The organism is Streptomyces tritici (assembly GCF_048500665.1).
Classification (GTDB): Bacteria; Actinomycetota; Actinomycetes; order Streptomycetales; family Streptomycetaceae; genus Streptomyces; species Streptomyces tritici.
Genome location: NZ_CP183183.1, coordinates 6,448,535 through 6,460,276, shown reverse-complemented (window position 1 = coordinate 6,460,276; position 11,742 = coordinate 6,448,535). Strand labels below are relative to the sequence as shown.

At 72.4% G+C, this 11,742-nt stretch carries 11 protein-coding genes and 1 pseudogene; 9 read left to right on the top strand and 3 right to left on the bottom strand.

Annotated features, from left to right (window positions below; genetic code table 11):
- Positions 1 to 14: 14 nt before the first annotated feature.
- On the bottom strand, positions 15 to 326 hold the full coding sequence (locus tag ACNJ93_RS29660) for a universal stress protein (RefSeq protein ID WP_418960532.1): 312 nt from the start codon (positions 324 to 326) through the stop codon (positions 15 to 17).
- 162 nt (positions 327 to 488) lie between these two features.
- Here ACNJ93_RS29660 and ACNJ93_RS29655 point away from each other — a divergent pair, with 162 nt between their 5' ends.
- From ACNJ93_RS29655 to ACNJ93_RS29645, 3 genes are all read left to right on the top strand, one after another.
- Positions 489 to 1,691 carry a PP2C family protein-serine/threonine phosphatase gene (locus tag ACNJ93_RS29655; RefSeq protein WP_418961575.1) on the top strand — a complete coding sequence of 401 codons (1,203 nt, stop codon included), beginning with the start codon at positions 489 to 491 and terminating at the stop codon, positions 1,689 to 1,691.
- Positions 1,692 to 1,882: 191 nt separating this feature from the next.
- A complete protein-coding gene (locus ACNJ93_RS29650) occupies positions 1,883 to 2,488 on the top strand; it encodes a dihydrofolate reductase family protein (protein ID WP_418960531.1) in 606 nt (201 codons plus the stop codon).
- A 170-nt stretch (positions 2,489 to 2,658) separates the two neighbouring features.
- Positions 2,659 to 3,222, top strand: a complete 564-nt coding sequence (locus ACNJ93_RS29645) for a dihydrofolate reductase family protein (protein WP_418960530.1) — start codon at positions 2,659 to 2,661, stop codon at positions 3,220 to 3,222.
- Between the two features lie 56 nt (positions 3,223 to 3,278).
- Here ACNJ93_RS29645 and ACNJ93_RS29640 read toward each other — a convergent pair whose 3' ends face one another.
- Positions 3,279 to 3,671, bottom strand: coding sequence for a hypothetical protein (locus ACNJ93_RS29640; protein ID WP_418960529.1), 393 nt, complete (start codon positions 3,669 to 3,671; stop codon positions 3,279 to 3,281).
- Positions 3,672 to 3,957: 286 nt separating this feature from the next.
- Here ACNJ93_RS29640 and ACNJ93_RS29635 point away from each other — a divergent pair, with 286 nt between their 5' ends.
- The 5 genes from ACNJ93_RS29635 (at position 3,958) to ACNJ93_RS29615 (ending at position 10,198) form a co-directional block, all read left to right on the top strand.
- Positions 3,958 to 5,400 carry an ABC transporter substrate-binding protein gene (locus ACNJ93_RS29635; protein ID WP_418960528.1) on the top strand — a complete coding sequence of 481 codons (1,443 nt, stop codon included), beginning with the start codon at positions 3,958 to 3,960 and terminating at the stop codon, positions 5,398 to 5,400.
- Entirely contained in the window at positions 5,397 to 7,112 is a 1,716-nt protein-coding gene (locus ACNJ93_RS29630; protein WP_418960527.1) for an ABC transporter permease subunit, read from the top strand. Before ACNJ93_RS29635 ends, ACNJ93_RS29630 begins: the two co-directional genes overlap by 4 nt.
- 229 nt (positions 7,113 to 7,341) lie before the next feature.
- Positions 7,342 to 8,298 (top strand): ABC transporter ATP-binding protein, encoded by a 957-nt coding sequence (locus ACNJ93_RS29625; RefSeq protein ID WP_418960526.1) that lies wholly within the window; start codon positions 7,342 to 7,344, stop codon positions 8,296 to 8,298.
- Positions 8,295 to 8,975 (top strand): ABC transporter ATP-binding protein, encoded by a 681-nt coding sequence (locus tag ACNJ93_RS29620; protein ID WP_418960525.1) that lies wholly within the window; start codon positions 8,295 to 8,297, stop codon positions 8,973 to 8,975. The genes ACNJ93_RS29625 and ACNJ93_RS29620 overlap by 4 nt, the downstream gene beginning before the upstream one ends.
- Positions 8,972 to 10,198, top strand: coding sequence for an MFS transporter (locus ACNJ93_RS29615; protein WP_418960524.1), 1,227 nt, complete (start codon positions 8,972 to 8,974; stop codon positions 10,196 to 10,198). Before ACNJ93_RS29620 ends, ACNJ93_RS29615 begins: the two co-directional genes overlap by 4 nt.
- Before the next feature lie 50 nt (positions 10,199 to 10,248).
- Here the strand turns inward: ACNJ93_RS29615 and ACNJ93_RS29610 are convergent, their stop codons facing one another.
- The gene (locus ACNJ93_RS29610) at positions 10,249 to 10,755 is read right to left on the bottom strand and encodes a hypothetical protein (protein ID WP_418960523.1); all 507 of its coding nucleotides are present in this window, start codon (positions 10,753 to 10,755) and stop codon (positions 10,249 to 10,251) included.
- A gap of 236 nt (positions 10,756 to 10,991) precedes the next feature.
- Between ACNJ93_RS29610 and ACNJ93_RS29605 the strand changes: the two are divergent.
- Positions 10,992 to 11,668 (top strand): annotated as a pseudogene (locus ACNJ93_RS29605) (alpha/beta fold hydrolase); the annotation flags it as partial.
- Positions 11,669 to 11,742: the final 74 nt, after the last annotated feature.

Sequence of the window (11,742 nt, the reverse complement as noted above, 5' to 3'; positions counted from 1 at the left end):
CGACATTCGGACGGTCATGATGTGCTTCCGCGTCCGGGACCACGCCGCGGGACGAGTTCCACGGGGCAGTGGGAGTGCTGCAACAGCCCGAGTGTGCTCCTGCCGAGCGCCGGTCCCAGGTAGCCGGGCGACCGCCGTCCGCCGGCGACGACGAGGATCGCGTACCGGGACGCCTCGGCGAGCGCGCGGGCCACGCTCTCGTCGGATCGTCCGCGCACGACGACCACCGGTGTGGTGGCGCCGGCCGCGACCTCATGGCCGATCGAGCCCAGGAGGAGCGAGGCGACCCCTCCGCGTCCGCGGTTGCCGACGACGATCGTGCCCATGAACCCTCCGCTCCCGTTGCCCAGGACCCCATTCACCTTGGCAGGCCGCCGGGACACCGGCACCCCGGCGAAAATCAGACCGAACGGGCAAAATCATCCTTGAAGAGGAAGGGAACCGCCCGATTGCCTGCAGAACCGAGCATCGACTACAGGGCGCTGTTCATGGTCACGCCCAGCCCGTACCTGGTGCTGGATCCAGCGCTGGTGATCGTCGACGTCAACGAGGCGTACCTGCAGGCCACCAGCCGGAGCCGGGAGGACCTCGTCGGCCAGTACGTGTTCGACGCCTTCCCCGACAACCCGGCCGATGCCACTGCGGACGGCGTGCGGAACCTGAGCGCCTCGCTCCACCGGGTCCTGCAGTCGAGGCAGCCCGACACGATGGCGGTGCAGAAGTACGACATCCCGCTCCCGTCGCGCGCCTGGACGTTCGAGGAGCGGTGGTGGTCGCCCATCAACACGCCCGTCCTCGGGCCCGACGGGCAGGTGGCGTGGATCATCCACCGGGTGGAGGACGTGACCGACTTCGTCCGCTCCCGCCCGCCCGGCCCCGCAGGAGGACCCTTGGGCAGGCCCGAGCTGATCGAGGCCGAACTGTATGCCCGGGCGCGGGAGCTGCAGCGCCTGAACGAGGAGCTGCGGCAGGCGCACGCCCGGGAACGGCAGGTCGCGCTCACCCTGCAGGAAGCCATGCTCCATGCGCCCGACCTGGACCGGCACCCCGACATCGCCGTCCGCTACGTGCCGGCGGTCGGCTCGCTGAACGTGTGCGGCGACTGGTACGACGTCGTCGACCTGCCCGACGGCGCCTTCGCCGTCGCCGTCGGAGACGTCGTGGGCCACGGCCTGGAAGCCGCCACCGTCATGGGCATGCTCCGCAGCGCACTCAGCGCCGCCGTCAGAGCCCTCCAAGAACCGGCCCGGTCACTGGAGGTGCTCGGCCTGTACGCCCGGTCCGTCGAAGGAGCGCTCGCCACCACCGCCGTCCAGGCCGTCATCGACACCAGCCGCCGACAGATCGCCTACAGCAGCGCCGGCCACCCCCCACCCGTCCTTCTGCACCCCGACGGCACCTGCGACCTCCTGGACCAGGCCACCGACCCACCCCTCGGCGCTCGCCCCGACCACGTCCCGCGCCCGCAGGCCGCCCTGCCCTACAGCCCCGGCGACCACCTCGTGCTGTACACGGACGGCCTCATCGAACGCCGCGACCAGGACATCGAAGCCGGACTGCGGCAGCTCACCGAGGCTCTCACCCGCCACCCGGGCCTGAGCCCCGAACGCCTCGCGGACGCCGTCCTGGCCCACCTCGGTGTCGCCGGCGGCGCACGCGACGACATCGCCCTGATCACCGTCCGCCTCTGACAGCACGCCGACGCGGCGCGTCACTCGAGCAGTCCGTGCAGCCGACCGACACCGCTCGGCCTCATCGGCCAGCCCGCTCCGCCCCTGATCGGCTGATGCGTCCTGGGTTTTCTCGTCGGTGCGCAGCGCGGCCGATGAGTTCGTGGCTCCCGGCCGGTCCAAGCTGGTGAGGCCTAGGAAAGGACACCGTCATGTCGGAGCTTCTCGTCGACTTCATCACCACCCTCGACGGCTACGCGTCGGGAGAGGGATGGCCCGGGTTCTGGGGCGTCGAAGGCCCGGAATACCTCGCGTGGCTCGGCAAGCAGCCCGAGGTCACCTACCTGATGGGGGCGAACACCTACCGCCTGATGTCGGGCTTCGCCGCAGGCGAGGTCCCGGGCGGCCAGGACGAGTTCAGGCCCGAGGAGGAGGCGTCCATCGACGAGCTCACCCGCGCCTCCAAGGTGGTGTTCTCCTCCTCGCTCGAGGAGCCGCTGGCGTGGGCCAACTGCACGCTCGTCCGCGACGACGCCGTCGAGACGGTCCGCGCCATGAAGGCGAACGGCTCGGGCCTCCTCAGCACCATCGGAAGCCTCAGCCTGTGCCGGTCCCTGCTGCGCGCCGGACTCGTCGACCGCTTCCGGCTCGTGATGTTCCCGGTGATCACCGGGGCCACGGGCGAGGAACGCATCTACGACGGCTATCCGGACGTCGCCCTCGAGATGACCGATCACCGCACCTTCGACGGCCGCATCCAGCTGGTCGAATACAAGCCCCGCGTGCTCGAACACCCGCCGCTCGTCGCCCCTGCGTGACGTCGCCCCACCCGCCGATCCGGCCGGCCGCCGCGCCGGCGCCCGCGGGCACGGAGCAAGAGGTCCAGCCCGTGTACAAGGAGGGCCGCACCGTCCGCTTCGCGCACCGATGAGTTTCCCGCGCCGCGCCGGTCGGTACTCGTGAGACCGACTCCCGGAAGGCCGGCACCATGCGGAAACTGATCTACGGCATGAACCTGACCCTGGACGGCTACATCGCCGCGCCCGGCGACGACATCGGTTGGAGCGAGCCGAGCGACGAGCTGTTCCAGTTCTGGTCCGACCAGTTGCAGGCGACCGACCTGACGCTGTACGGGCGCAAGCTGTGGCAGACGATGAGCTCCTACTGGCCGACCGGTGACCAGCAGCCCGACGCCACCCCGGCGGAGATCGAGTTCGCGCGCCGCTGGCGGGACATGGCGAAGGTGGTGTTCTCCTCGACGATCGACAAGGTCGACTGGAACACCCGCCTGGTCACCGGCGACGCGGTCGCCGAGATCACCCGGCTCAAGGCGGAGGACGGCGGCCCGATGGACATCGGCGGCGCGACGCTCGCCGCGGCGGCCATGCGGGCGGGGCTGATCGACGAGTACGTGATCGCCGCCCATCCGGTCCTGGTGGGCGGCGGCACGCCGTTCTTCACCGCGCTGGACAACTGGGTGAACCTGAACCTGGTGGAGACCCGGACGTTTCCCGGCGGCGTCCTCCTGACCAGGTACGAGACGAGGCGCTGAGCGCCCGTCCCAGCACGTCCTCCGGCTCGGAGGGCCCCAGCCGGCGGATCATCTCCTCACCCAGCTCCAGCAGGGTGAGGAGACGTTCTCCGGCGAGCGGCCGCTTGAGCGATCGCCACGAGAAGGTCACTGCCCAGGTCCACGAGGCGGGCGTGGACGACTGTTTCCGTGTACCCGCCCTGCGGCATCTCCCTCTGCGGCAGTCGATCGGTGGCTCCGCATTCCCGAAGGAACGCCAGTACGGCGCGCTCGGCTTGCAGGGCCTGATGTCCGGTCCCGAACTCGATCGCCGTCTCGGTCGTCCAGCCCCGGCGCGTGTGGGCCCTCAGCCTGGCCTCGCGGGAAGCCTCACCGACGACGCCGACCTTGAGCGCATCCCACTCCTCGTGTCGCACCACGTACAGCAGGGCCGCTTCGTCCGCCCGGTCGTGGAAGTTGCCCCCAGCCATCGCACCTCCTCGTCGTGTCAGCTGCGAGGACTGTAGTGCGAACCTCCGACACTGCCCCCTTCCGCGACCTGTAGCGGCGGGCGCGAGGCGACGGGGCAACCAGCGAAGCGGTTTTTGAAAACGATTGTCATAATGCTAATGTCCCTCGCGCTTGCCCTTCTCTTCTCCTTACCTTTCTCCACTTCGAGTAGCCGAGGGATCCGCCGTGCCCCCTACCTCCCGCCCGCCCCGGATATCCCGCCGCGGGGTGCTCGCCACGCTCGCCGCCGGTGCCGGGGGAGCCGTTGTGACCGGATGCTTCCCCGAGGGCTCCGGTACGGGCCGGGCCGCCGGTTCGGGCGGTCGGCGGATCCGGGTGGCGATGATGCAGCCGCCGCGCTCCGCTCTCTCCCCGCTCTCCGACGACGCCTTCAAGCTCTCGCGCTGGTCGACCGCCGAGACCCTCGTCGTCCTGGACGAGAACGGCGACCCGAAGCCCGCGTTGGCGACGGAGTGGAAACGGAACGGGAAGAGCTGGACCTTCACCCTGCGGGACGGGGTGACCTTCCACGACGGGACGGCATTCGACGCGCAGGCGGTCGTGCGGTCGCTGCGGCGCGCCGCCATCGCCTCCCCCAAGCCGCGCATCCTGGACGGCGTGGAGCTGACGGTGCGGGCCACGGGCGACCGGACGGTCACCGTGACCACCGCCGAGGAGGACCCTCTGGTACCGCACCGCCTCTCCTCCCCCCAGTTGTCGATCCTGGCGGCGAAGGCGTACCGGAACGGGAAGACGGTGGACCCGGTCGGCGCAGGCACCGGCCCCTTCGAGCTGGTCGGGGTCCGCGGAACCTCGGCGGCCACCCTCGACCGCTACGACGGCTACTGGGGCGGCAGGGCCAGGCTCGCCGGGATCGACGTGACGTTCGTGCCGGACGGCACGGCCCGCGCGGCGGCGCTGCGCAGCGGCGAGGCCGACGTCGTGGAGGCCGTCCCGGTCTCGCAGGCCGCGCTCCTCGACCAGGACCTGATCACCGAGGTCCCGATGCCCCGCACCTGCACGCTGTACCTCAACACCGAGACCGGCCCCTTCCGCAAGGCCGGGCTGCGGGCCGCCGCCCGCGCGGCCATCGACGCCGAGGCGCTCGTCACCGGCGTGTACGAGAAGCGCGCCGACCTCGCCCGGGGCCTGCTCGGCCCCGCGCTCCCCTGGGCGGCCGAACTGCGCGGCGAGGTGACGTACCCGAAGGCCACCGCCCCGGCCGGTGCGCGGATCACCCTCGGCACCTTCACCGACCGGGCCGAACTCCCCGAAGTGGCCCAGCTTTTGCAGCAGCAGCTGGAGAAGGCCGGCTTCACGGTGGAGCTGGAGGTGAGGGAGTACGCCCAGATCGAGGCGGACGCGCTGGACGGCGCCTTCGACGCGTTCATCCTGTCCCGGGCGACCGTGCTCGACTCGGGCGACCCGGTGGCGTACCTGTACAGCGACTTCGCCTCCGCCGGCTCCTTCAACATCTCGCAACTGGCCGACGCCGGCGTCGACACCGCCCTGGACACGGCGGGCGCCACTCCGTCGGGCACGGCCCGTCGCAGGGGCGTGATGAAGGGCGAGGCGGCCGTGCTCGCCACCGTCGCCGCCGTGCCGATGCTGCACGAGCGCGTCATCCAGGGCGACGCCAAGGGCGTCACCGGCGTCGCGCACGACCCGCGGGAGCGCGAACTGATCACGATCGACACGGATCTGGCATGACGAAGTACCGCGTGGCAGCGGTCCGGACCGTCGCGGTGCTCGCGGTGACCGCTCTGGTCGGGCTGCTCCCCTGGCTGTCCGGCAAGGACCCGGCACTCGGCCTGCTCCGTGCCCGCTCGGCCGAACAGGAGGCGACCCCGGAGGCGTTGGCCGCGATCCGCGCCGACCTGGGCCTGGACGCGGGCCCGCTCGGCCTCCTCGGCCGGTGGGCGTCGGGTGTGGTCCGGGGCGACCTGGGGGTGTCCTGGGTCACCGGCGCCGAGGTCCTGCCGGCGGTCCTCTCCGGCCTTCAGGTGTCCCTGGCGCTGATGGGGGCGGCGCTCGCGGTCGCGCTGCTCCTGGGCTCGCTGCTCGTGATCCCCGTGCTCGTACGCCGCCGCGGCACCTCCGGTGTGATCGCCGCGGCGCTCGGCGCCCTCCCCGAATTCCTCCTGGCCACCGCCCTGTTGATCGTGTGCGGTGTGCTTCTCGGCCTGCTGCCGACGTCCGGCTGGACCGGCCCCGTGGACATGGTGCTGCCCGCCCTCGCCCTCGGCATCCCCGCCGGCGCGCTGCTCGGCCGGCTGGTCGCGGACGCGCTCCCGGCCGTCCTTGAGGAGCGCTGGGTGGAGCTGTGGCGCGGGGCCGGGGTGTCCCGTACGCAGATCTCGAAGGCCGGCCTGAAGCGGGTGCTCCCGCCCCTGGTCCCCCAGTTCGGCATGGTCGTCGTCGGCCTGACCGGCGGCGCGGTCGCCGTCGAGACGATCTTCGCGATACCCGGGCTCGGCCGGACCGCACTCGGCGCCGCCAAGTACCAGGACCTGCCCCTCCTCCAGGGCGCGGTCCTCGCCCTGCTCGCCCTCGGCCTGCTCGCGGGCGCCCTCTCCTCCTGGCTGCGCCGACGGCTCCTCGGCCCCGGCCTGCGCGACGCGGGCCTGACGCTTTCCGCGCCCCGTCCGGCACGGGTGCCCGCCGCCGTCCCGGTCGCCCTGGCCGCGATCCTCGCGGTCACCATCGGCTGGGGTCTCCTCCGCGACCCCTACGCCGTCGACCCCGCCCTCCGTCTGGCCTCCCCCGGCTGGGCCCACCCGTTCGGCACCGACGCCCTCGGCCGTGACGTGCTCGCCCGCCTCGGGCACGGCGCCGCGTTCACGGTGGGCACGGCGCTCGCGGTCTGCGGCCTCTCCTACCTGATCGGGCTCGCGCTCGGCTTCCTGCCGAGTGCCGGCACCGGCTTGTCGGACGTGGCGAACGCGCTGCCCCCGGTGATCGTCGGCATCCTCACCGCCGCCGTACTCGGCCCGGGAACCGGCGGCGCCGCCCTCGCTGTCGCCCTGATCTCCTGGCCCCCGCTCGCCGCGCATGCGTCGGCGCTGGCCGGCGAGGTACGGGCGGCCTCCTTCCTCCAGGCCCAGCGGGCCCTGGGCGCCGGTTCCTGGTGGGTCCTCTCCCGCCATGTGCTGCCTTCGGTGGCGGGCCCCGTAGCCCGGCACGCGGTCCTCCGGCTGCCCGGCATCGCGCTCGCGCTGGCCTCCCTCGGCTTCCTCGGTCTCGGCGCCCAGCCGCCGTCCCCGGAGTGGGGTCTCCTCCTCGACGAGTCCGCCGACTACGTGGAGCGCGCCCCCGTCGCCGCCCTCGCCCCGGTCGTCGCCCTCTGCCTGCTCGCGGCCCTCGCGGTCTCCCTCTCCTCGCTCACCACGCGCCGAAGGAAGGTGCACAGCCTTGCGGCCTGACCCGTCCGCAGTCGTACGGCCTGCCCCGTCCGCAGCCTCGCGGCCCGACCCGTCCGCGGCCTCGCGGCCCGACCTGTACGTGGCCATGGGGTCTGCCCCGTCCGCAGCCACGCGGCCCGACCCGTCCGCAGCCCTGCGGCCTGATCCGACCGTAGCCTCGCAGCCCGACCTGTCCGCAGCCTTGCCGCCAGATCCGTCCGTAGCCACGCGCCCCGATCCGTCCGCAGTCTTGCCGCCCGACCCACCCGCAGCCACGCGGCCCGCCCCACCCGTCCTCACCGTCGACGACCTGCGGGTGGCCTTCCCCGGCGCCGGCGAGGCAGTCCGCTGCGTCTCCTTCACGCTGCGGCCCGGCGAAGTCCTCGCGCTGGTCGGCGAATCGGGCGCGGGCAAGTCCCTGACCGCCCGCGCCCTGCTCGGCCTGACCCCGCGCGAGGCCCGTGTCACCGGCACGATCCGCCTCCACGGGCAGCCGGTGACCACCGATGACCTGGGCCACCGCATCTCCCTGGTCCCCCAGGACTCCCTCGCCGCCCTCTCCCCCGTGCACCGCGTCGGCGACCAACTCGCGCTGGCCGCACTCTCACTGGACCCGCGGCTCTCACGGCGCGAAGCCCGCGACAGCGCGACCGCAGCCCTCCGCTCCGTCGGCCTCGACACCGCCCAGGCCGCCGCCTACCCCCACGCACTGTCCGGGGGCCAGCGCCAGCGCGCCGTGATCGCGATGGCGACACTCGGCGCACCCGATGTCCTCGTCGCCGACGAACCGACCACGGCCCTCGACCCCGACGTCCGCGCACACATCCTCGGTCTGCTCCGGTCCACCGGCGCGACGGTCCTCCTGGTCACCCACGACCTGGACGTCGTCAGGGGCCACGCGGACCGGGTGGCGGTGATGTACGGAGGCCGGATCGCCGAGACGGGACCGGCGGCAGCCGTTCTCCAGGACCCCCGCGCGCCCTACACGGCGGCCCTGGTCGGTGCCGTGCCGACGGCCCTCACACCCCACCGCTCCCGCCTCCCGGTCGTCCCCGGCGACGCCCCCGCCCCTGGAGAACCGGCCTCCGGCTGCGCGTTCGCGCCCCGCTGCGCGTACGCCGAGGACGCCTGCCGGACCACCGTCCCCGCCCTGATCCGCCTGCCCGGCGACCGTGAACTCGCCTGCCCCGTACGGGAGTCCGTATGACCGTCCCGCTCCTCGACGTCCGTGACCTGGTCGTCCGGCACGGCGACCGGACGCTCGTCGACGGGGTCTCCTTCACCGTCGCCGCCGGGGAGACCGTCGGCGTGACCGGCCCGTCCGGCTCCGGGAAATCCTCCACCGTGCAGGCCGTGCTGCAACTGCGCCGAGCCGCCGCCGGCCAGGTCCTCTTCGAGGGCCGCGACCTGTGCGCCCTCCCCGAGGCCGAACTGCGGGCCGTCCGCCCCCGTATCCAGCCGGTCTTCCAGGACCCCTACGGTTCGCTCTCGCCGCGCCGCCGCATCCGCGACCAGGTCGCCGAACCACTCAGGCTCCACGGCCGCTGGGCCAAGGGCGAAGGCCCGAGCCGGGTCGCCGAACTCCTCGCCCAGGTCGGGCTCGACCCGGCCCTCGGCGACCGGCTGCCCCATGAACTCTCGGGCGGCCAGTGCCAGCGCGCCGGCATCGCCCGCGCGCTCGCCTGCGCGCCGAAACTCCTGATCCTCGACGAACCGGTCTCCGCCCTGGACCCGTCACTCCGCGCCGGAATCGTCAACCTGCTCCTGGACCTCCAGGAGAGCCACCGCCTCGGCTACCTCTTCATCTGCCACGATCACACACTCGTCCGCCATGTCAGCCACCACGTCCTCGCCCTGAACGAGGGAAGGATCACCGAGGCGTGACCCTGCCCACCCGTCGCCCGACCCTCGCCGACCTCCTCATATCCAGCCAGTTCGCGTTCAACGTGGGCTTCTACGCGGTACTCCCCCACCTCTCCGCCCACTTGAGCGGGACCCTCGGCCCCGCAGGCCGGCTGGTCGGGCTCGTCCTCGGCCTGCGCACCTTCAGCCAGCAGGGCATGTTCGTGATCGGCGGCGCACTGGTGGACGGTTACGGCCCCCGGCCGCTGGTCCTGACCGGCTGCCTGCTCCGTATCGCGGGCTTCGTGGGGCTGGCGTTCGCCGAGGCGACCTGGGCGGTCATCGCCTCCGTCCTCCTCGTCGGCTTCGCCGCCGCGTTCTTCTCCCCGGCCGTGGAGACCGAGATCGCCCGAGAAGCGGTCCGTGCCGAGCACGGCGGCGGCCCGGCCCGCACCCGCACCCTTGCCCGCTTCTCCGCCGCCGGCCAGGCGGGCGCCCTGATCGGCCCGGTCATCGGCGCCCTGCTCCTCCACGGCGGCTTCACCGCCGCCTGCCTGGCCGGCGCGGGCGTCTTCGTCCTGGTCCTCCTCGGCCACCGGCGCCTGAAGCCCCCCGGCAGGCGATCCGCCACGAAGCAGGCGAGGCGGCCGTTCGACCCGCGGCCGGTCCTCGCCCACCGCCCGTTCCTGCTCCTCGCCGCCGCCTACTCCACCTATCTCCTCGCGTACAACCAGCTCTACCTGGCCCTCCCCTCCGAACTCGACCGCGCCACCGGATCGCAGGAAGCCCTCGGCTGGCTCTTCGCGCTCTCCTCGGCGCTGGTCGTGACCTGCCAACTTCCCCTGGAACGCCTGGTCTCGAAGCGGCTGACCTGGCCGGGCACCATCCGGCTCGGCCTCCTCGTCCTCGCCGTGTCCTTCGCCGCGACCGCCGCGCTGCTCCCCCTCGGCGGCCTCTGGCCCGCCACCGTCTTCGTCGTCCTGCTCATCCTGGGCCAGATGCTGGTGGTCCCGGCGACCCGCGCCTGTCTGACCGGACTCGTCGATCCGGACCGGCTCGGCGTGTTCACCGGAGCGCTGTCCTCCCTCTCCGGCCTCCTCGTCCTGCTCGGCTCGATCCCCGCGGGCGCGCTGCTGGGCGTGGGAGGACCGGCACCCTGGCTTGCGCTGGCCGCGCTGCCTCTCGTCGGCGTGCTTCTGGTCCCGAACACAAACCGCACCCGCGGGCTCGCCGTTGCCGCTTCGTCACGGCGCTCACTTGGCTGATCCCATCAGCGGCTGGTCGGCCAACGCGGCCGAGCGCGTATCGAGAGCTCCTACGGTGTACGGCTCCCGCCCGTCCGGCTCCGTTGGCAGGACGTCCACGGGGTGATCGCCGAGGCCGAGATGACCTCCCGGCCTCCGGGATATGCAAGGTCGATCCGCGCGGCCCGGTCGAAGGAGAAGTCGACCTCGACAAGCCGCACGGCAGCAGCCAATGCCGCAGGCAGCTCGGACAACGAAATGGGCTGCGTCGGTACGCCGTATCGCGTGTAGCGATCGTCGTACTCCTCGTCCCAGGTGAACAGATACGGCGCCCGTGCCAGCTCCACGACGCAGTGCTGTGGACAGTCGTCCTCCACGCACCCCTCGTAGAACCACTCCGGATGCCGCGTCCTGGCCCAGGCCGTCGCCTCGTCCAGGGTCCGAGCATGGGCGTTCGCCGCCGAGGGCACCGGGCCGAACGCCGAGTAGAACAAACCGACTCGGCCGCACGGATCCACCGCCCACCAGTGGAACTGGAGTCCCCAACGGGGATGCGCAAAGGCGCTCGGTGCCGTCATGCGAAAAGGATATGGGAGACGCCCTATTCCTCTGAGGCGCCGGACCTGACCTACTGAGAAGAGCCCGCGTTCATACCTTTTCCGCTCCGGTCGGACCCACCGCAGTTCTGTTTTGCCGATTCGGCAAACCGACTCGTCGTGCAGGTGGGTACGCGCCCAGGATCGGTGACGAGTCGGCGGGACGGTGAAAGGGAGTCTTCCTCCGGGCGGGGGAGACCGACGGTCCTGGAGGGTACGGCCACGACTGGGGCGCCTCCATCGCCGCGAACTCCGCCCTTCTCCGGCCGGAGGTCTTCCGGGCGGTGGGGCTGCTGAGCGTCCCCTACGCACCCCGGGGCGGCCCCCGGCCCAGCGACGCCTTCGCCCGGATGGGAGGGGACGAGGAGTTCTACGTCTCGTACTTCCAGGAGCCGGGCCGCGCCGAGGCCGAGATCGAACCCGATGTACGGGGGTGGCTCTCGGGCTTCTACGCGGCCCTGTCCGCCGACACGATGCCCGCGCCCGGCGCGCGCCCGATCCGCACTTCGTCAGCAGGGATGGGACTTTGCGCGACCGCTTCCCCGTCGACCGGCTCCCCGCCTGGCTGAGCCGGAGCGACCTCGACGTGTACGCGGGCGAGTTCGAGCGCACCGGACTCACCGGAGCGCTGAACCGTTACCGGAACATGGACCGCGACTGGGAGGACCTCGCCGCCTTCGACGGCGCTCCCCTCACAGCGCCGTCGCTCTTCATCGGCGGCAGCCTGGACGCCTCCACGACCTGGCTGTCCGCCGCGATCGAGGCGTACCCGGTCACCTTGCCGGGCCTGGTCTCCTCGCACCTGCTCGACGGATGCGGCCACTGGGTCCAGCAAGAACGCGCCGACGAGGTCAACCGACTCCTGACCGACTGGCTCGCCGCCCTCCCCGCCTGATCGGATCGCTCGGCGTCACCCCGTGAGTTTTTCTTCCGTGTGGCGGGGAGCTAGCGTGGAAGGAGAAGCCTCAT

What these genes read in the sequence shown, in the direction of transcription:
- ACNJ93_RS29630 (WP_418960527.1), top strand. Translation starts at nt 5,397, where the DNA reads ATGACGAAGTACCGCGTGGCAGCGGTCCGGACCGTCGCGGTGCTCGCG.
- ACNJ93_RS29650 (WP_418960531.1), top strand. Translation starts at nt 1,883, where the DNA reads ATGTCGGAGCTTCTCGTCGACTTCATCACCACCCTCGACGGCTACGCG.
- ACNJ93_RS29610 (WP_418960523.1), bottom strand. Translation starts at nt 10,755, where the DNA reads ATGACGGCACCGAGCGCCTTTGCGCATCCCCGTTGGGGACTCCAGTTC.
- ACNJ93_RS29645 (WP_418960530.1), top strand. Translation starts at nt 2,659, where the DNA reads ATGCGGAAACTGATCTACGGCATGAACCTGACCCTGGACGGCTACATC.
- ACNJ93_RS29620 (WP_418960525.1), top strand. Translation starts at nt 8,295, where the DNA reads ATGACCGTCCCGCTCCTCGACGTCCGTGACCTGGTCGTCCGGCACGGC.
- ACNJ93_RS29660 (WP_418960532.1), bottom strand. Translation starts at nt 326, where the DNA reads ATGGGCACGATCGTCGTCGGCAACCGCGGACGCGGAGGGGTCGCCTCG.
- ACNJ93_RS29655 (WP_418961575.1), top strand. Translation starts at nt 489, where the DNA reads ATGGTCACGCCCAGCCCGTACCTGGTGCTGGATCCAGCGCTGGTGATC.
- ACNJ93_RS29640 (WP_418960529.1), bottom strand. Translation starts at nt 3,671, where the DNA reads ATGGCTGGGGGCAACTTCCACGACCGGGCGGACGAAGCGGCCCTGCTG.